The following is an 18248-nucleotide window of genomic DNA, read 5'->3' as shown; positions in this document are numbered from 1 at the left end:
TAAAAGAGAGTAGGTACAAATAATAATTCCCCAAGGAGTATATAATGGCAACCCTATCTTCCCTCGGTATCGGTTCTGGCCTGGATACGGCCAGCATGCTGACGCAGATGAAGGCCGCAGAGCAGACCCGCCTGACGCCCTACACTAATTTAAAAAGCGGTTACGAAAACAAAATTTCAGCCTGGGGCAAAATCTCCAGCGCGCTGGCCGCCCTACAGGGCAGCGTTAAAAAACTCAACGGCGAGGCGTTCAATACGCTGCTCGTAAGTGAGAACAAAGCGTTCCAGGCCACGGCAACCGCTGATGCCTCAGCCGATGCGCATGATGTCACCGTTATGAAACTGGCGGTTTCACACAAACTGCGTACCTCCGGCTACGAAGACGCCAATAAAAGCCTGGGCGAAACCACAGGTTCAACGCGCACCATTACCATTACGCAAAAAAACGGCAAAGAGCTTACGGTTGAACTCAAAGACGATGAAACCTCGCTGAATCAGATGGCTAAGGCGATCAATAAGCAGGATGGCGACGTTCGCGCCTCGGTGCAGCGAACGGACAGCGGCTATCAGCTGGTGTTAAGTTCGCGCACGTCTGGTACGGAAGGTGAAATGTCGGTCAGCGTTGAGGGCGATGATGCGCTGGGCGCGCTGTTGAACACTCAGGAAGGCGGGCGGCACGTTGATGCGGATAACAATGACGCCACCATTACGACAGAGCCGGGCGCAAAAGATGGCATGATCTCCGTTACCAACGCGCAGGATGCGGAGCTGAAAGTAGACGGCATCAAATACACCCGCTCCAGTAATAACATTACTGACATCATCGAAGGCGTTACCTTAAATCTGAAATCCGTTTCTGAAAACGGCGCGTCAGAGCAGCTAACGCTAAGCGTAGATAATTCCGCGATTAAAAGTACGCTGCAAGATTTTGTTAAGCAATACAATGCGCTGCTAACGCAAACCACCTCCTCCAGTAAATACGTTCCGAACGACACCTCCGGCTTAACGGACGACCAGGTGGCCAAGCCCAACCAGGAAAATGGTGCGCTGATGGGCGATGGTACGCTGCGTAGCCTGGTGGGCGAGCTGCGCGCCGCCGTGAATGATGTTTATGGCGAAAGAAACGCCGATTACAGCGCGTTGACTTCGCTGGGCATTACTTTCGATGCCACCACCGGTCAAATGACGCTGGATGAGAAAAAGCTGGACGAAGCGATTGCCGACGATCCCGATCAAATCGGCATGATGTTCAAAGAACACGCTGGCAAGCAGGGCCTGGCTTCAGTGCTGAGCGATATTATTACCAAATATGCCGGTGATTCAGACAAGAAGATTGACGGCGTGATTAAAGGTACCACCGACAGTCTGGATGACCAGGTTAAGCTGGTAAAAGAACAGATCGACAAAACGCAGAAGCTGATTGATGCGCAGGTAGAGCGCTATCGCGTTCAGTTCCAGAATCTGGACGCGACGATGTCGAAACTGAACAACTTGAGCAACCAGCTGATCTCAATCCTGTCCACGGTATAACTTCCGGAAACAGCCAGAATAAGCAGGCGCTCACCTGCTTATTCTTTATGGAGACTAACATGTACGCAAAGCAGGGAACCCACGCCTACGCGCAGGTCGATCTTCACAGCAAGGTGGCCGGTGCGACGCCGCATCAGTTAATTACCATGCTGTTCGAGGGGGCGCACAGCGCGATTGTGCGTGCGCGACTCTATTTCGAAAACGGCAATATCGCCAAACGCGGCGAGATGATCTCAAAAGCGATTAACATCATTGATAACGGGTTGCGATCCGCGTTGGATCATGAAAAAGGCCAGCAGATCGCACGCGATCTGGATGCGCTTTACAGTTATATTTCGCGCACGCTGTTGTACGCTAATTTAAATAACGACCCCTCTCAGTTAGCGCATGTAGATGAGATATTGATGAATATCGCTGAAACATGGAAAGAAATTGAACCACGTTAAATACAGGCAGGTTATGACTATATTCCTTACTGAAGAATACAATAATATATATAAAATAAATCAGGCTATGCTGGTTATGGCACAGCAGGGAGAATGGGACGATTTTGTTACTATGGCAGAGCGTTATATCGTTACTTTACGTGCTGCGCTGGAACGGGTTCCTGACACGCTGTCCAGCGAGGAAAAAGATCAGCTTTGTCATTTCTTAATCACGTTACAGAGTAATGAAGAAGAAATAAACCGGGCGCTGGAAGGGCGTATGAATTTATTAAAAAAAGAAATTTCCTCACTACATCAGGGAAAAAAGGGTAACAAGGCTTATATCTCACAAATTACCTCGCCTTTTCAATAATGCCATCACGCCATTAATGATAAGCCTGTCTTCTCAACGCGCGTATTATCTGGCTAACGATCGGATCGGTTTGGCCAGTGGTAGTTAACCGTTATTTGATTACTGACTACACGAATGGGCGGCTTCAGCTGCCCTGGCGCGTTAACCGCATAGATAAATCGTAATTCCTCGTTTGGTGAAAAAGGTAACGGCACCGCCTTCTGTCCCGTCAGCCGATCCAGCGGAATACAGGCCGTTACGCTACAAAGTTTTATCTCCAGCCCCGGCGGCGGCGGTGTAAGCAACGTTATGCGCCAGCTGATGCGGCTCAGCGCGGCATCAGGCGGTAACGGCGCTGACGAACGCAGCGCTTGTCCGGCATACGTCTGCTTGCCGACGCTAAGCTGAGGGCCAGCCGCGGTGCCGCTCCAGGCGCCGTGCGCTGCCAGCGTTGACGGCGCTGCCGCCATCAGCAGCATGGCTAAAAAAAGCCCTCTCTTCATGCTTTGCCACCGATCACATAAGACATGCGTACCGTACAGCTGTGGGTAAGCTCAAGGTTAGAGAGTACCGCCAGCTGTGGGAAAACGCGGCGTAGAAAGCGAGAGAGCATCAGCCTGAGCGGCTGATTAACCAGCAATACCAGCGGCGCGTCGATCGCTTCCTGCTGCTGAATGGCCTTTTCAGTTTGCGCAATCAGGTTTTCCGCAATGCCCGGCTCAATGGCGCTGCCGTTCTGAATCGCCTGGATTAACAAGCGCTCCAGTTCTATATCCAGCCCAATCACCTGGATTTCCTGCTGGTTCTGGAACCATTGCTGGGTGAGGGCGCGGCCAAGACGAATGCGCACCTGCGCCGTCAGCTCATCGGCATCGGTTTGTCCCGGTGCGAACTCGGCCAGCGTATCGATTATGGTGCGCATATCGCGGATAGAAACCCGCTCCGCCAGCAGGTTCTGCAACACCTTATGGAAAGTGGTGAGCGGCAGCACGGCTGGGATGAAATCCTCAACCAGCTTAGGCATCTCTTTACTGACCTGATCCAGCAGCAGCTGCGTTTCCTGGCGGCTAAACAACTCATCGGTATGCAGGCCAATCAGATGGTTCAGATGCGTGGCGACAACCGAACTGGGATCAACCACGGTATAGCCCTGAATCGTCGCCTGTTCGCGCAGTACCTCGTCAATCCATACCGCTGGCAGGCCAAAGGCGGGTTCCTGACAGGCGACACCCGGCAGCTGGCCTTCCGCACAGCCCGGATCGATCGCCATTGAGCGTTCCGGCTGGATTTCGCCACGGCCTATTTCGACGCCTTTTAACAAAATACGATAGTCGCCGGGCGCTAAATCAAGGTTATCGCGAATATGAACCGGCGGCGGCAGGAAGCCCATATCCTGCGCAAATTTCTTACGGATACCGCGGATACGCGCCAGTAGCTGTCCATCCTGCGCGGTATCCACCAGCGGAATCAGCCGATAGCCTACCTCCAGGCCCAGCACATCTTCCAGCTGTACGTCTGACCAGGACGCTTCCGCCGCCTGCGCCGCTTCCGCTCTGGCTTTCCCCGCATCGCGATCCTGGTTGGCTTTTAATGGCGAGCCGAGGGCCGACGCTTGCAGTTCGCGTCCGCGCAGCCACCAGGCAGCGCCGAGCAGCGCAGAGGTAAACAGTAAAAACACCAGGTTTGGCATTCCCGGAATAATACCCAGCAGGCCGATAACCCCGGCGGCCAACAGCATGACGCGCGGTTAGTCATCAGCTGGCTGACCATTTGCTCGCCCACGTCCTGCTCGGTAGAAACGCGCGTGACGATTACACCGGCCGCGGTTGAGATAATCAGTGCCGGGATCTGTGCCACCAGGCCATCGCCAATGGTGAGGAGCGTGTAGGTTTCGCCAGCCTGAGCAAATGACATATCGTGCTGCAGCATGCCGATCATCAGGCCGCCAATAATATTGATGGCCATAATCAACAGGCCGGCGATAGCATCGCCGCGCACAAATTTGCTGGCGCCGTCCATGGAACCATAAAAGTCCGACTCCTGCGTCACGTCGCTACGGCGGCGTTTCGCCTCATCTTCGCCAATCAATCCGGCATTTAAATCGGCGTCAATCGCCATTTGTTTGCCCGGCATACCGTCCAGTACAAAGCGCGCGCCTACTTCAGCGATACGCCCGGCGCCTTTCGTAATCACCATAAAGTTAATGATAATCAGAATGGCGAACACGATGATGCCGATGGCGAAGTTACCGCCAACCAGAAAGTGACCAAAGGCCTCGACTACCCGGCCAGCCGCCGCCGCGCCGGTGTGCCCGTCCAGTAAAATGACGCGCGTGGAAGCAATATTCAGCGCCAGACGCAGCAGCGTCGAAAACAGCAGCACGGTTGGAAAGGCGGAAAATTCCAGTGTCTTCTGCGTAAACATCGCCACCATCAATATCATCAGCGACAGCACGATATTAAAGGTAAACAGCATATCCAGTAAGAACGCCGGCAGTGGCAAAATCATCATGGCCAGAATCAGCATGATTAATACCGGTCCGGCCAGAATCTGCCACTGTGTCTCTTTAAACTGCGGCAAGCGTAGTTTGCTGGCTAAATTTGACATCACTCTTGGCTCTTAGGTTTGAAATCCAGCGCCGCAGGCACCGGAAGGTTGACGGGTTTTTTCGGACGCAAACCACCTGCGTTACGCCAGCGGCGCAGGCTATAAACCCAGGCGAGAACTTCTGCCACCGCGCTATACAGGGCGGCAGGGATCGGCGCATTAAGTTCACAGTGGCGATACAGCGCACGCGCCAGGGGCGGTGCCTGCAGCATCGGAATGTTGTGATGTTCGGCCACGGAGCGAATACGCATGGCCGTTTCGCCTGCGCCTTTGGCAATTAAAATGGGCGCAGCCATAGCGCCTTCTTTGTAACGCAGGGCAACGGAATAGTGGGTAGGGTTATTAATGATCACGTCTGCGCTCGGTAGCTCCGCCATCATGCGACGCGTTGCGGCAGCGCGCTGTAGCTGCTTAATGCGCCCTTTAATATGGGGATCGCCCTCATGCTGCTTATGTTCATCACGTATTTCCTGGCGGCTCATACGCAGCTTTTTCAGATTACTGAATATCTGGTAGAAGACGTCATATCCCACCATGGGGATTAGCGACAGGATCACCAGCAGCAGGCAGCCCATAATCAGCTGGGCAAAATGACGCAGGGCATAGTCCAGCGGCTGATTCATCAGATGCGTAAACTGCTGTTTATGCATAAACAGATAGAGGCCGCAAACGCAGCCGACCAGCGTAACCTTCAGAAAACCCTTTAACAGTTCAGAGATAAGCTGCGCGGAAAACATGCGTTTAAAGCCGGATAGCGGCGAAAGCCGCTTCAGATCCAGCTTGAAAGATTTGCCGCCGAGCTGCAGGCCGCCCAGCAGCATTGGCGTGGTTAAGCCGGTGAGAAACAGCCCCGGCAGCAATAGCAACAGCGCGCGCGCCGCATATTCGCCCAGATTACGCAGCTGATGGAATAGCCGTACAGGATCGCGCGCCAGCAGCGCGTCGAATGTCAGCCCACCCTGTAATAAATGGGTAAGGTGCGTGACCAGGCGTTCACCGCCGGCCAGCATCAGCGACCATCCCACCAGCAGCATCATCAGGGAAGTCAGCTCTTTAGAGCGTGGGATTTGCCCTTCTTCTCGCGCCTTTTTCCGTTTATGGGGCGTGGGTTCTTCCGTTTTTTCTACATCGCTTTCTTCAGACATCGGCGCTTACGCTCTGTGCTTTTGTTAAAAGCCGAGGCTTTCCAGCAGGTCATCAACCTGATCCTGAGAAGCGACTACGCCCGCTTTGGTATGATCGAGCTGCGGACCGTTTTTCAGGTTGCCCGCATCTTCGGCTCTGTTCTGCGGTTTCTCTGGCATATTGTCCACCAGCATCTGGATCAGACCCTGTTCGATATGCGCGATCATATCCATCATCTTCTTGATCACCTGACCGGTCAGATCCTGAAAATCCTGCGCCATCATGATCTCCATCAGCTGCTGATTGGTTTGCTGCGCAATATCAGGCGTCTGTTTTAAAAACTGACGCGTATCGATAACCAGTTCACGGGCGGTCGTCAGCTCAATCGGATTTTCAAACCATTCATCCCAGCGTTCGGCCAGGCTGTCCGACGTGCTGTTGAGGTTGTCTTGTAAAGGGCGGGCGATTTCCACGCAGGTCAGTACGCGGTCAGCGGCCTGTGACGTTTTATCGACCACATAGTTCAGACGATCGCGGGCGTCCGGCATCACCTCCGCCACATCCAGAATGGCGCGGTCAAGGCTCAAATTATTCAGGCTGTCGCGCAGCTGACGCGTCAGATGTCCAATTTGTGAAAAGATGATCCTTAAATTCTCAGCTGATTGTGCATTTGACTCTGCTTCCATGCTTTCTACCATCCCAGTTTTTCGAAAATCTTGGTCAGTTTCTCTTCCAGTATGGCGGCGGTGAAGGGTTTAACCACGTAACCGCTGGCGCCTGCCTGCGCCGCCGCAATAATGTTTTCTTTCTTTGCTTCCGCCGTCACCATCAGCACCGGAATCGCTTTAAAACGCTCATCTTTACGGATCTCATTAAGCAGTTGTAAACCATCCATGTTGGGCATATTCCAGTCGCTGATAACAAAATCGAACGACGAAAGCTGTAATTTGCTCATGGCGTCATTACCGTCTTCCGCTTCTTCTACGTTGTTGTAACCCAGATCTTTTAAAAGATTACGCACAATACGACGCATGGTTGCGAAATCATCTACCACTAAAAAACGTAAGTTCTTGTCTGCCATTTTTATTATCGGTCCGTATTGAAGGTGAAATAACAGGGTTTGGTCATGTCGATAAAACGCTATATACGGCGCGCCTGCCCGACCACATTGCTCAGGATGTGCTGACACATCTGTTCGATATCGACAATCTCATCCACACAGTCGAGCGCAACGGCCTCGCGCGGCATGCCGTACACCACGCAGGTTTTCTCACTTTGCGCCAGGGTGCGCGCGCCGGCTTTATGCATCGCCAGCATCCCCTGCGCGCCGTCGTGGCCCATGCCGGTTAAAATGGCACCTACCGCATTTTTGCCGGCGTATTTAGCAACCGAATGAAAAAGCAGATCGACAGAAGGACAATGGCGGTTTACCGGCGGCAGATCCTGCAGCTGGGCGTGATAGTTCGCCCCGCTGCGGGTCAATACGAGATGAATGCCGCCGGGCGCCAGATAAGCATGACCGGGCAGTATCCGGTCGCCGTTTTCCGCCTCTTTCACCGTGATATGGCACAGCTTATTCAGGCGCTCGGCAAAGGAGCGGGTAAAACCGGCGGGCATATGCTGGGTGATCAAGATCCCCGGACAGTTAAGCGGCATTGCGGTTAATACCTGGCGCAGCGCCTCCGTCCCGCCGGTCGATGAGCCGATAGCGATAATTTTTTCACTGCCGATTAACGGGCCGGCCTGCAGGCGAACCGGGGGCGCCGCGGCGGTATAGCGCTGAAAATTACGCACCCGCGCAGCCACGCGAATTTTATCGGCAATCAGCTCGCTATATCGCAGCATACCGTCCTGCAGGCCCGTCTGGGGCTTGGTGACAAAGTCAATCGCTCCCAGCTCCAGGGCATTGAGAGTAATTTCCGATCCTTTCTGGGTCAGGGAAGAGACCATAATGACCGGCATCGGACGCAGGCGCATCAGGCGCTCCAGGAAATCCAGCCCGTCCATGCGCGGCATCTCCACATCCAGCGTCAACACGTCTGGCGAATGGCGCTTAATCAGATCGCGTGCAATCAGCGGGTCGGGTGCCGTCGCCACCATTTCCATATCTGGCTGTTTGTTGACGATCTGGCTCATAATGCTGCGTATCAGTGCAGAATCATCAACGCAAAGTACCTTGATTTTATTCATGATCGCTCCTGAGTCAGGCAGTAAACAGACTGTCCGCGCAGGCGAAATGGCCCGTTCATATTGCTAAAGTTTTCTGAATGGCCGACAAACAGCAGGCCCCCCGGTTTCAACATTTTTGCAAAGCGCTGCAGGATCTGATGCTGTGTATCTTTATCAAAATAAATCATCACGTTACGGCAAAATATGGCATCAAACGTCGCTTCAAAGGGCGCCGGTACGCGCCAGTCAGGTGACAATAAATTAAGCTGCTGATACTGAATGGCGGAAAGCAACGCCGGTTTCACTTTAACCTGTTCCTGCTGCGCGCCGGTGCCGCGTAAAAACCAGGTGCGCTTTTGTTCTGGCGTCAGGTTTTGAATATCGGCATGTCGGTAAACGCCCACGGTGGCTTTCGCCAGCACTTCGGTATCAATATCCGTCGCCCAAATACGCGGGCCGCTCAGGCTCTGACCCAGCGCTTCATGCAGTGTCATAGCAATTGAGCAGGGCTCCTCACCCGTTGCGGCTGCGGTACACCAAACGCTGTAATTATTCTGTCGTGAGCGGGCATGTTCGGCCAAAACCGGAAAATGGTAGGCCTCGCGAAAAAAGGAGGTCAGATTGGTCGTCAGGGCATTAATAAACTGCTGCCACTCGGCGCTGTAAGGATCTGACTCCAGCAAATTCAAATAAGCGGTAAAGGTTTTTATGCCCAGCTGACGTAAGCGCCGCGCAAGGCGGTTGTAAACCATGTCATGCTTTTGATTCGTCAGCACGATGCCCGCTCGCTGGTAAATTAGCGTGCTGATTTTTTGTAGTTCCGCTTCGGTTAAAACAAAGTCACTCTGAATATTCACGGTTGCATTATTCAATTCAATGATTTCACTTATCGCGCTTCGTTGATTTACTATAAACAGCAGACGTATCCGCAGCCGATACGTAGCCCGCAGCAGAAAGCAACCCATAGATGCTGGACAATAAATACGGGCTGGTTAATGCTATCGATTGCGTTATCAGACAGATAAGAAATGCCTTGCAAAAAATAAGGGCATTGCCCGCTAAACGGACATGTTCATTATTTCCTGGTAAGCGTTGACTAATTTATTGCGTACCTGAACGCCCAGATTTAACGCAATAGAAGATTTTTGCATGGAAACCATTACGTCATTAAGGCCAATTCCCGGTGCGCCAGCAAGATAATTTTGTGACTGACTTTTAGCACTGGTTTGTAACTGGTTAATGTTGTTAAGGCTGTTAATTAAAAGGCCGGAAAAAGATACGGGTTCGCTATTTTTTGTATCGCGAATAGACAGGCTATTCCCTGCTGCTGCAATCTGATTTGCCTGAAACTTAATCTGCTCCAGCACACCCGTAGATTGGATTGACATAATATTCCCTTATAAAATAACGCTGACAGACGCGAAGGTCATGCCAGGTTTTTTCCTTTTATTAACGTTTAATTAATAGTGAGAATAACATAATATTGAATGCGATAGATAATGCAAATAGCCGACAGAAGCTGCCATTTATTAACGCTTAATATTTTCATAAAATGACGGATAATGTTTAAAGGCGCGTTGCCGGTAAAAGGCATTACGCCTGTTAACACTGGTACTGGAATTGGCGCGCAGACTAACGGCTTATGGTGCAGGTTGCATCATCTTTTATTCAGGTAGGATGACCGCATGGATGCCAGCGATAACAGTAGTAAAACTAACGCTTCATTAAATTTGAACTCTATTTTAGAGCGATTTCGCGCTAATCCCCGCTTTATATTTATTATTCTGGCAGCTGCGTTTATATCAGTGATTATTGCGCTGTTATTTTGGGCTAAATCTCCCGATTACCGCGTTCTCTATAGCAATATCAGTGATGAAGACGGCGGCGCCATTGTCGCGCAGCTGACGCAGATGAACGTGCCCTATAGTTTTCAGGAGCATGGCGGCGCGATTATGGTGCCTGCCGATCGGGTGTATGAGGCCCGCCTGAAGCTGGCCCAGCAGGGCTTGCCGAAAGGTGGGCAGGTCGGTTTCGAGCTGCTCGATCAGGAGAAGTTTGGTCTCAGCCAGTTTAATGAGCAAATTAACTACCAGCGCGCTCTTGAAGGCGAACTGGCGCGCACCATTGAGAAGCTGGGGCCGGTACGCAGCGCGCGCGTGCATCTGGCCATTCCCAAGCAAACCCTATTCGTGCGCGAACAAAAGTCGCCTTCCGCCTCTGTAACGTTGGATCTGAATACGGGCCGTTTACTGGATGCCGGCCAGGTCAATGCGATTAGCTGGCTTATCTCCAGCGCCGTGCCCGGCCTGAACGCCGATAACGTCACGCTGGTCGATCAGAGCGGCAATTTGCTGACCCAGCGCGGAGCCCAGGCGATCCAGACCAACCAGCTCAAATATATCAATGAGATTGAAGCGGATTACCGCCAGCGTATTCAGGCTATCCTGGCGCCGGTAGTGGGCGCGGCGAACGTTAAAACACAGGTAACCGCACAGGTCGATTTCACCACGCATGAGCAGACGGCGGAGCAGTATCAGCCGAACAGCGCGCCGGAAAATATGGCGGTACGTAGCCGTCAGACCAACAGTAGCGAGCAGGGCAGCAAAGCGGGACCGGGCGGCGTGCCGGGTGCGCTGAGCAATCAGCCGCCCGTACCGACCTCCGCGCCGATTGAGCAGCCTGCGGCGGCCAATAACCCGCAGGCGGATGAAAATGGCGCGCTGATACCGACGCTGCCTTACAGCCGACAAAAAGATGAAACCACCAACTATGAGCTGAACCGTACGCTTATCCATACCAAGCGCAGCCCTGGCAATATTGAACGCCTTTCCGTGGCGGTGGTTGTGAACTATCAGCCGGATGGAGAAGGCAAGCCGGTCGCGCTGAGTAAAGAACAAATGGAGCAGATCCAGGCGCTGGTTAAAGAAGCGATGGGCTATTCCAGCGAGCGCGGCGATACCTTAAACGTGGTTAATTCCCTGTTTAACACCGATCCGTCCGAACCTGAAATTCCTTTCTGGCAACAAGCTTTCTTTATCGATCTGATGCTGACGGCGGGCCGGTATCTGCTGGTGGCGCTGGTGGCGCTGGTGCTGTGGCGCAAGATGCTGCAGCCTTTCTGGATGAAGCATCAAGAGCTGGCGCTACAGCGCCTCGAAATGGAAAAGGAAGCGCGGCAGGCCGAGCTGAATGCACAGCAACGTAAAGCGGAAATGCGTGAGCAGGCTAAAGCGCAGCTGCGCGTTGAAACAGAAGTCAATGTCCAGCAGCTGCGCAGTCTGGCAGAGCAGGATCCGCAGGTTATCGCGCTGGTACTCCGTCAGTGGATGAATAAGGAACAGTCTTCATGAATGCATGCGAAAAAAGCGCGATCATCATGCTAACGCTCGGCGAAGATCGCGCCGCTGAGGTATTTCGCCATCTCAATACCCACGAAGTGACCCAAATCAGTAGCGGGATGGTCAGCATGAGTGGTTTTACGCATGAGCAGCTGGCTGAAGTGTTGAAAGAATTCCAGCTCGATGCGGGCAATTTCGCCGCACTCACGGTTAATACCAATGAATACCTGCGCAATGTGCTGGTGCAGGCGCTGGGTGAAGAGCGCGCCTCCAGCCTGCTGGAAGATCTGCTGGATACGCAGGGCAATAACAGCGGCATTGAAACCCTGAACTTTATGGAGCCGCTGGCGGTATTTGAGCTGATTCATGAAGAACATCCACAAATTATCGCCACCATTCTGGTGCACCTGAAACGTGCTCAGGCGGCGGACGTTCTGACCCGCTTTGACGAGCGCGATCGTAACGACATTATGCTGCGTATCGCCACCTTCGGCGGCGTGCAGCCAGCGGCGCTGCAGGAGCTGACGGAAGTGTTGAATAATCTGCTGCACGGCCAGAACCTCAAGCGCAGCAAAATGGGCGGCGTCCGTCCGGCCGCAGAGATTCTTAACCTGATGAAATCGCAACAGGAAGAGGCGGCAATTGAGGCGGTGCGTGAGTTCGACCATGAGCTGGCGCAGAAAATCATCGACGAAATGTTCCTGTTCGAAAACCTGTTGGAAACCGACGATCGCAGCATCCAGCGCATTCTGCAGGATGTGGATAACGAAACGCTGATCATTGCGCTGAAAGGGGCCGAGCCGCCATTACGCGATAAGTTCTTCCGCAATATGTCGAAGCGTCAGGCCGACATTATGCGTGAGGATCTCAGCGCCCGCGGGCCGGTACGTATGTCGCAGGTAGAAGCCGAACAGAAAACTATTCTGCAGGTTGTTCGTCGCTTAGCGGAAAGCGGCGAAATCAACATTGGCGGCAGCGAGGATGTTTATGTCTGATTTTCAGCAGTTAACCGGCTGGCAGATCTGGCAGCCGGAAGATCTTTGCAAGGCGGACATGCTGTCTGAAGAGTTGCCGGTTATAGAAGGCGAAACGACGCCGGAGCAGCAACAGGCGGAACTGCAGCGGCTGCGACGCCAGGCGGAGCAGAAAGGGCTGGCGCAGGGACAGGCGCAGGGTATCGAAGAGGGGCGTAAACAGGGTTACGACGAAGGTTACCAGCAGGGGCATCAGGCCGGCATTGAGCAGGGCCAGGCGGAAGCCAAAGAGCGGCAGGAACAAACCATGTCGCAGTTCGCCGAGCTGTTGCAATCATTCCAGACGGCGATCGATAACCTTGAGAAGATCATTCCTTCGCGTCTGGTGCAGTTAGCGCTGATGGCGGCGCGCGCCACTCTGGGTAAAAACGTGGCTCTCGATAACCACCTGCTGCTGGAAAAAATTCAGTCGCTGCTACAGCAGGAGCCATTATTTCAGGCGCCTGTCCAGCTATGGGTCAATGCCGACGAGTTTTCGACGGTGCAGGAACAGCTGAGCGACGTACTGAAGAAACACGGCTGGGAGCTGCGCGCCGATGACGCCATGCTGCCCGGCGGCTGCCGCATTACCTCGGCAGAATGTGAACTGGATGCCACCGTTTCCAGCAGCTGGCAGGCGTTGTGCCAGCTTAGCCGTGAGGATTACGGCGCATGAGCCAGCGGCTTTCACAGTGGCTTCAGGCCATTGACGATAAAGAACAGCGGATAGCTGCGCTATCCGGCGTACGCCGATACGGCAGGCTAACGCGGGCCACCGGATTAGTGATGGAAGCGGTTGGCTTAACGCTACCGATCGGCACGTTGTGCCGGGTAGAGCGTGACAGCGCGCACGGCGGCGACAGCGTGGAAAGCGAGGTGGTCGGCTTCAACGGACAGATACTTTATCTGATGCCGCTGGAAAATACGGACGGCGTCCTGCCGGGCGCGCGGATTTATGCGCCGGATACCGGCACGACGAAAGGCAAAATGCTGCCGTTAGGCCGCGCGCTATTGGGCCGGGTGCTGGATGCGCGCGCGCGACCGCTGGACGGTTTGCCCGCGCCGGAGACGCGTCAGCGTGGCGCGCTGTTTTCCCTGCCGTTTAACCCTTTGCTGCGCGATCCGATTAAGTCCGTGCTGGACGTTGGTGTATGCGCCATTAACGGCCTGCTAACGGTAGGACGCGGTCAGCGCATGGGGCTGTTTGCCGGCTCCGGCGTGGGGAAATCGGTGCTGCTTGGCATGATGGCGCGTTATACCAAAGCGGATGTCATCGTGGTTGGCCTGATAGGCGAGCGTGGCCGCGAAGTTAAAGATTTTATTGAAAATATTCTTGGCAAAGAGGGTTTAAGCCGCGCCGTAGTCATTGCTGCGCCAGCCGACGTTTCGCCCATTCTGCGCATGCAGGGGGCCGACTACGCGACGCGCATCGCGGAAGATTTCCGCGACCAGGGACTGAACGTATTGCTGATTATGGACTCCTTAACCCGCTACGCGATGGCGCAGCGTGAAATTGCGCTGGCGATTGGCGAGCCCCCGGCGACCAAAGGCTATCCGCCGTCGGTTTTCGCCCGGTTGCCCGCGCTGGTCGAGCGCGCCGGAAACGGCGTGCAGGGCGGCGGTTCGATTACCGCATTCTATACCGTGCTGACCGAAGGGGATGACCAACAGGACCCGATTGCCGACTCGGCGCGTGCGATACTTGACGGTCACATCGTACTGTCACGTCAGCTGGCGGAGGCGGGACATTATCCGGCAATTGATATTGAAGCCTCCATCAGCCGCGCCATGACTGAGCTTATCGCTCCCTCGCACTATAAAAAAGTTCAGCGTTTCAAGCAGCTGCTTTCCGCATGGCAGCGTAACCGCGATTTGATTAGCGTCGGCGCCTATGCCGCCGGTAGCGATCCGCTGTTGGATCGGGCAATCGAGCTCTATCCGCAAATGGCGGGTTTTTTGCAACAGGGGATCTATGACCGCAGCGAATATGAAACCTCATTCGCCGCGCTTGCTGCGCTGTTTCCTGATTTACCTGACCACCAGAGGGAGAGTAGCGAATGACTCAGCGTTCCCCAATGAAGGTGCTGCGCGAACTGGCGGAGCAGACCTTAAGCGATACCACGAATCAGCTTGGTAAGGTGCGCCAGGTTCATGCCAACGCCGCCGCGCAGCTTGAGCAGCTAACCAACTATGAACAGGAATATGGCCGGCAGCTGCAAACGGCGATGTCGGCGACCGGCATGCCGGTAATTAATCTGTTGAGTCATCAGTTTTTTATCTCGTCGCTTAGCCGCGTCGTTAAACAGCATACCGGCCATGTCGCGGCCTGCCAGCAATCGGTTGACCATGCGCTGGATCGCTGGAAGAACGATAAGCGGCGGCTGAATGCCTTTGAAACGCTGGCCAGCCGGGCCGATACGGTACAGCAGGCGAAAGAAAATCGCCTGGAACAGAAGCTAATGGATGAATTCGCGCAGCGCGCAAGCTTAAGGAATAGCGGTTTATGATGATTAACATGATCACCGCCCTGCCGGGTAGGGCTCCCACTAACGCCGCCTCGGCGGACATGGCTGAAAATGCTGATTTCGCCAGCGAGCTGGATATTCAGCTCGCTGGCGCCACTGATGAAGCCGTGCTGGTAACGCAGGTGGAAAATGAACGGGAAGCCAGCGATAAACTGGATGAAGCAGTATCTGAGGCGGTCGCTGCATGGCTGATGCCTGCCAGCCTGACTGAAGCCGTTGCTGCGTCGCTCCCGTCCGCCAGCCTGACGGGAGGAGCCCCCACGGCACCGCAAATGTCACGGCTTACCGGCGCGGAAGGCACGCTAAATATTGACGCTGATGCGCCGCAGCCTCTGCTGGAAAGCGCCGCGCCGCAAACCGGGCGTCATAACGCCGCCGCCGAGATGCTGCGTATGATAACCAGCCCGCAGACCGCTCATCACACCGAGAAGCCTGCCGAGGCGCAGCAGAGCCATGCGCAGGCGGTATTCATTAAGCCTGCCGTCACGACTGTTCAGAATCAGGAAGCAGAGAACGATAACGCCGTTCTTCCCGTTGAGAGCCGGTCACAGGCGATGCCGCTTACTGCCGCGCCGGCTTTCACTCCGGCATCGCTGGCAGCGCCAGCTGCCGCTACGCCAGCCGCTAACGTCATGCTACCGGTTGTCCACGGCACGCTGGAGCCGGAAGTCGGCTCATCAGCATGGCAGCAGGCGCTTGGTCAGCAGCTTAGCAGCTTTACCCGCCACGGCGTTCATCACGCAGAGCTGCGTTTGCACCCGGAAAATTTAGGGCCGCTCCAGATTAATCTGCGGCTGAAGCAGGATCAGGTTCAGCTGCACTTCGTTACCGATCAGCAGCCGGTACGAGCCGCGCTGGAGGCGGCGATGCCACATCTGCGCACATCGCTGGCCGATGCCGGCATTCAGCTGGATCAGGGCAGCGTCGGACGCGATGCCCCATCCTGGGGTTCCGCAGCGGATTCTCATTCGGGACAATCTTCACATTCCCGGAAAGAAAGCGGCGGCTCAGCGCTAAACGAAGTGGACGATGAAATTGTGCCGCAGAGGATCCATTCGCGGGTGGGAATAAGTATTTTTGCCTGAAAAAGTGAGTTGAAGATTTACCATCAGTAATTTCTTCTTTTTGGCGAATTGTCCAGGAGCTTGCTTGTAATAGAATTTGCTATTCAATGGATTTGTATAATTGAACGTCAGGTAGTTTATAACAGGAATTGTTAATTCGATGCCAAATAAGAAAAAGTCGACGACGACAGGGAAAAGTAAATTACGTTCGCTATTTATTCTTGTCATTCTGCTACTGGCGGTAGGCGCCTGCTCTATTGCCGCCTGGACCATGTATGAAATGAAAAATATGCAGGCACGCATGTTGTCAGACAGCGAACCGCCTGAAGAAACAGAAGTTACCGAGCCGATAACGCCTGTTTATGTCCCGCTGGATACATTTACCGTTAGCCTGAAGCCAGCCGGTGAAGAATACGATCGGGTACTTTATATAGGCTTAACGCTGCGCGTGAATAATGAAGATGATAAAAGCAAAATTGAAAAATACCTGCCGGAAGTGCGTAGCCGTTTATTGATGTTATTTTCCGGCCACAGCGCGGAGGAGTTATCTCTCAACGAAGGTAAGTCACAGCTAATCCAGGACATTAAACAGGTATTAACCACGCCTCTTGATGAAAAATCGGGAGTGGTTGTCACGGATGTTTTGTTTAACGCCTTTATATTACGGTAACGCCCATGTCTGATAGCATATTATCGCAGGCCGAAATTGATCGCCTGTTAAACGGCGGCGGCAGTAGTGAAACTGAACATATTGACGAAGTCCTGACTAGCGATGAGGCGATCAAGCCTTACGATCCTAATACGCAGCGCCGCGTAGTGCGCGAACGTCTGCATTCGCTTGAGATCATTAATGAACGCTTCGCCCGTCAGTTTCGTATAGGGTTGTTTAATTTGTTACGGCGCAGTCCGGATATTACCGCTGGAAATATAAAAGTTCAGCCCTATCATGAATTTGCCCGCAACCTACCGGTGCCGACCAACCTTAATTTAGTGCATATGAACCCGCTACGCGGAACGGCGCTGTTTGTTTTCTCGCCCAGCCTGGTCTTTATGGCGGTTGATAACCTGTTTGGCGGCGACGGACGCTTTCTGACCAAGGTGGAAGGACGTGAATTCACGCCTACCGAGCAGCGTATTATTAAGCGAATGCTGTCGATGGCGCTGGAAGCCTATGATTACGCCTGGAGCTCTATTTTCAAATTAGAAACCGAATACGTTCGCGCCGAAATTCAGGTTAAATTCACTAATATCACCTCGTCACCAAACGATATCGTGGTCACCACGCCCTTTTATGTGGAAATAGGCTCGCAAAGCGGTGAGTTCGATATCTGTATTCCTTTCAGCATTATTGAGCCGCTACGTGAGCTATTAAGTAACCCGCCGCTGGAAAATTCGCAGCAGGAAGACGATCAGTGGCGCACGGTTCTGGCTTCGCAGGTAAAAGATACCGAACTGGAGCTGGTGGCGAATTTCACCGACGTACAAACGCGCCTGTCAAAAATTCTCGCGCTGCAAAATGGCGATGTTATTCCGTTGGACAAGCCGGAAAGTATTGAAGCATTCGTTGATGGTTACCCGGTTCTGTCAGGCAGCTATGGCTGTGTTAACGGCCAATATGCCCTCAAAGTCGAGAAATTATTAAACCCTAATTTACCGTCATTAAATAAGGAGCAATATCCCCATGAGTGACGCAAAACAACCGTCTGAGACTGAAGATCAGTCAACAGACAGCCTTTGGGGGGAAGCGTTGGCCGAGCAGCAGACTACGGAAAGTCAGGCCAACGCACCGGTTATAACGAAAGAGACGCAGGTTGCCGCATTTAGCGAAGATCTTAAGCTTATCCTTGATATTCCGGTAAATATGACCGTGGAGCTGGGTCGTACCAAAATGACGATTAAAGAGCTGCTGCGACTGAGCCAGGGTTCGGTGGTGACGCTGGACGGACTGGCCGGTGAGCCGCTTGATATTCTGATTAACGGCTATCTCATCGCCCAGGGTGAAGTGGTAGTGGTTTCCGATAAGTTCGGCATCCGCATTACCGACATTATTACGCCTTCTGAACGTATGCAGCGTTTAAGCAGGTGATAATTAACCGGAACG

General features: G+C 53.5%; 19 protein-coding genes and 1 pseudogene. 12 read left to right on the top strand and 8 right to left on the bottom strand.

All coding sequences use genetic code 11. The features are described 5' to 3' along the window. Positions 1–44: 44 nt before the first annotated feature. Genes fliD through COO59_RS13070 form a run of 3 tightly spaced genes read left to right on the top strand, consistent with a single transcriptional unit; the run spans position 45 to position 2327 of the window. Positions 45–1529, top strand: a complete 1485-nt coding sequence (gene fliD, locus COO59_RS13080) for a flagellar filament capping protein FliD (RefSeq protein ID WP_103060233.1) — start codon at positions 45–47, stop codon at positions 1527–1529. 59 nt (positions 1530–1588) lie between these two features. Next, a complete protein-coding gene (gene fliS / locus COO59_RS13075) occupies positions 1589–1975 on the top strand; it encodes a flagellar export chaperone FliS (protein WP_103060232.1) in 387 nt (128 codons plus the stop codon). 13 nt (positions 1976–1988) lie between these two features. Next, entirely contained in the window at positions 1989–2327 is a 339-nt protein-coding gene (locus COO59_RS13070) for a flagellar protein FliT (protein ID WP_103060231.1), read from the top strand. Positions 2328–2380: 53 nt separating this feature from the next. Here the strand turns inward: COO59_RS13070 and COO59_RS13065 are convergent, their stop codons facing one another. The 8 genes and pseudogenes from COO59_RS13065 to fliE form a co-directional block, all read right to left on the bottom strand. Continuing rightward, positions 2381–2809 carry a flagellar protein FlhE gene (locus COO59_RS13065; protein ID WP_240614137.1) on the bottom strand — a complete coding sequence of 143 codons (429 nt, stop codon included), beginning with the start codon at positions 2807–2809 and terminating at the stop codon, positions 2381–2383. Next, positions 2806–4913, bottom strand: a pseudogene (gene flhA, locus COO59_RS13060) (flagellar biosynthesis protein FlhA). Before flhA ends, COO59_RS13065 begins: the two are co-directional and overlap by 4 nt. Continuing rightward, complete coding sequence (gene flhB, locus COO59_RS13055; protein ID WP_103060230.1) at positions 4913–6058, bottom strand: flagellar biosynthesis protein FlhB; 1146 nt, start codon at positions 6056–6058, stop codon at positions 4913–4915. The pseudogene flhA and the gene flhB overlap by 1 nt, the downstream one beginning before the upstream one ends. A gap of 24 nt (positions 6059–6082) precedes the next feature. After that, positions 6083–6724 carry a protein phosphatase CheZ gene (gene cheZ, locus COO59_RS13050; protein ID WP_240614136.1) on the bottom strand — a complete coding sequence of 214 codons (642 nt, stop codon included), beginning with the start codon at positions 6722–6724 and terminating at the stop codon, positions 6083–6085. A gap of 5 nt (positions 6725–6729) precedes the next feature. Beyond that, the gene (gene cheY / locus COO59_RS13045; protein ID WP_103060228.1) at positions 6730–7119 is read right to left on the bottom strand and encodes a chemotaxis response regulator CheY; all 390 of its coding nucleotides are present in this window, start codon (positions 7117–7119) and stop codon (positions 6730–6732) included. A 59-nt stretch (positions 7120–7178) separates the two neighbouring features. Then, positions 7179–8228, bottom strand: coding sequence for a protein-glutamate methylesterase/protein-glutamine glutaminase (locus tag COO59_RS13040; protein WP_103060227.1), 1050 nt, complete (start codon positions 8226–8228; stop codon positions 7179–7181). Further along, a complete protein-coding gene (locus tag COO59_RS13035) occupies positions 8225–9064 on the bottom strand; it encodes a CheR family methyltransferase (RefSeq protein WP_409371599.1) in 840 nt (279 codons plus the stop codon). Before COO59_RS13035 ends, COO59_RS13040 begins: the two co-directional genes overlap by 4 nt. A gap of 201 nt (positions 9065–9265) precedes the next feature. Next, positions 9266–9595: a flagellar hook-basal body complex protein FliE gene (gene fliE / locus COO59_RS13030; protein ID WP_103060225.1), complete on the bottom strand. Its 330-nt coding sequence runs from the start codon at positions 9593–9595 to the stop codon at positions 9266–9268. 297 nt (positions 9596–9892) lie between these two features. Between fliE and fliF the strand changes: the two genes are divergently transcribed. The 9 genes from fliF (at position 9893) to fliN (ending at position 18233) form a co-directional block, all read left to right on the top strand. Further along, a complete protein-coding gene (fliF, locus tag COO59_RS13025; RefSeq protein WP_103060224.1) occupies positions 9893–11557 on the top strand; it encodes a flagellar basal-body MS-ring/collar protein FliF in 1665 nt (554 codons plus the stop codon). Then, the gene (gene fliG / locus COO59_RS13020) at positions 11554–12540 is read left to right on the top strand and encodes a flagellar motor switch protein FliG (protein ID WP_103060223.1); all 987 of its coding nucleotides are present in this window, start codon (positions 11554–11556) and stop codon (positions 12538–12540) included. The genes fliF and fliG overlap by 4 nt, the downstream gene beginning before the upstream one ends. Further along, entirely contained in the window at positions 12533–13234 is a 702-nt protein-coding gene (locus tag COO59_RS13015; RefSeq protein ID WP_103060222.1) for a flagellar assembly protein FliH, read from the top strand. The genes fliG and COO59_RS13015 overlap by 8 nt, the downstream gene beginning before the upstream one ends. Then, positions 13231–14619 (top strand): flagellar protein export ATPase FliI, encoded by a 1389-nt coding sequence (fliI, locus tag COO59_RS13010; protein ID WP_103060221.1) that lies wholly within the window; start codon positions 13231–13233, stop codon positions 14617–14619. Before COO59_RS13015 ends, fliI begins: the two co-directional genes overlap by 4 nt. After that, positions 14616–15065 carry a flagellar export protein FliJ gene (gene fliJ, locus COO59_RS13005; protein ID WP_103060220.1) on the top strand — a complete coding sequence of 150 codons (450 nt, stop codon included), beginning with the start codon at positions 14616–14618 and terminating at the stop codon, positions 15063–15065. The genes fliI and fliJ overlap by 4 nt, the downstream gene beginning before the upstream one ends. Beyond that, the gene (locus COO59_RS13000; RefSeq protein WP_103060219.1) at positions 15062–16168 is read left to right on the top strand and encodes a flagellar hook-length control protein FliK; all 1107 of its coding nucleotides are present in this window, start codon (positions 15062–15064) and stop codon (positions 16166–16168) included. Before fliJ ends, COO59_RS13000 begins: the two co-directional genes overlap by 4 nt. A 139-nt stretch (positions 16169–16307) precedes the next feature. Continuing rightward, positions 16308–16817, top strand: a complete 510-nt coding sequence (fliL, locus tag COO59_RS12995; RefSeq protein ID WP_103060218.1) for a flagellar basal body-associated protein FliL — start codon at positions 16308–16310, stop codon at positions 16815–16817. 5 nt (positions 16818–16822) lie between these two features. Beyond that, positions 16823–17836, top strand: a complete 1014-nt coding sequence (fliM, locus tag COO59_RS12990) for a flagellar motor switch protein FliM (protein ID WP_103060217.1) — start codon at positions 16823–16825, stop codon at positions 17834–17836. Beyond that, on the top strand, positions 17829–18233 hold the full coding sequence (gene fliN / locus COO59_RS12985; protein WP_103060216.1) for a flagellar motor switch protein FliN: 405 nt from the start codon (positions 17829–17831) through the stop codon (positions 18231–18233). Before fliM ends, fliN begins: the two co-directional genes overlap by 8 nt. Positions 18234–18248 lie beyond the last annotated feature (15 nt).

This window comes from Mixta theicola, assembly GCF_002895925.1.
In the GTDB taxonomy this organism is placed as follows: Bacteria; Pseudomonadota; Gammaproteobacteria; order Enterobacterales; family Enterobacteriaceae; genus Mixta; species Mixta theicola.
Note: the sequence above shows the minus strand (reverse complement) of the source record. Positions and strands in the feature narration are given on the sequence as shown.

Excerpts from the sequence above, each read along its gene's own strand:
- fliI (WP_103060221.1), top strand. The coding sequence starts at position 13,231 with ATGAGCCAGCGGCTTTCACAGTGGCTTCAGGCCATTGACGATAAAGAA.
- cheZ (WP_240614136.1), bottom strand. The coding sequence starts at position 6,724 with ATGGAAGCAGAGTCAAATGCACAATCAGCTGAGAATTTAAGGATCATC.
- COO59_RS13065 (WP_240614137.1), bottom strand. The coding sequence starts at position 2,809 with ATGAAGAGAGGGCTTTTTTTAGCCATGCTGCTGATGGCGGCAGCGCCG.
- COO59_RS13070 (WP_103060231.1), top strand. The coding sequence starts at position 1,989 with ATGACTATATTCCTTACTGAAGAATACAATAATATATATAAAATAAAT.
- fliG (WP_103060223.1), top strand. The coding sequence starts at position 11,554 with ATGAATGCATGCGAAAAAAGCGCGATCATCATGCTAACGCTCGGCGAA.
- fliD (WP_103060233.1), top strand. The coding sequence starts at position 45 with ATGGCAACCCTATCTTCCCTCGGTATCGGTTCTGGCCTGGATACGGCC.
- COO59_RS13015 (WP_103060222.1), top strand. The coding sequence starts at position 12,533 with ATGTCTGATTTTCAGCAGTTAACCGGCTGGCAGATCTGGCAGCCGGAA.
- cheY (WP_103060228.1), bottom strand. The coding sequence starts at position 7,119 with ATGGCAGACAAGAACTTACGTTTTTTAGTGGTAGATGATTTCGCAACC.
- fliS (WP_103060232.1), top strand. The coding sequence starts at position 1,589 with ATGTACGCAAAGCAGGGAACCCACGCCTACGCGCAGGTCGATCTTCAC.
- fliM (WP_103060217.1), top strand. The coding sequence starts at position 16,823 with ATGTCTGATAGCATATTATCGCAGGCCGAAATTGATCGCCTGTTAAAC.
- fliF (WP_103060224.1), top strand. The coding sequence starts at position 9,893 with ATGGATGCCAGCGATAACAGTAGTAAAACTAACGCTTCATTAAATTTG.
- fliE (WP_103060225.1), bottom strand. The coding sequence starts at position 9,595 with ATGTCAATCCAATCTACGGGTGTGCTGGAGCAGATTAAGTTTCAGGCA.
- flhB (WP_103060230.1), bottom strand. The coding sequence starts at position 6,058 with ATGTCTGAAGAAAGCGATGTAGAAAAAACGGAAGAACCCACGCCCCAT.
- COO59_RS13000 (WP_103060219.1), top strand. The coding sequence starts at position 15,062 with ATGATGATTAACATGATCACCGCCCTGCCGGGTAGGGCTCCCACTAAC.
- COO59_RS13040 (WP_103060227.1), bottom strand. The coding sequence starts at position 8,228 with ATGAATAAAATCAAGGTACTTTGCGTTGATGATTCTGCACTGATACGC.
- fliJ (WP_103060220.1), top strand. The coding sequence starts at position 14,616 with ATGACTCAGCGTTCCCCAATGAAGGTGCTGCGCGAACTGGCGGAGCAG.
- fliL (WP_103060218.1), top strand. The coding sequence starts at position 16,308 with ATGCCAAATAAGAAAAAGTCGACGACGACAGGGAAAAGTAAATTACGT.
- fliN (WP_103060216.1), top strand. The coding sequence starts at position 17,829 with ATGAGTGACGCAAAACAACCGTCTGAGACTGAAGATCAGTCAACAGAC.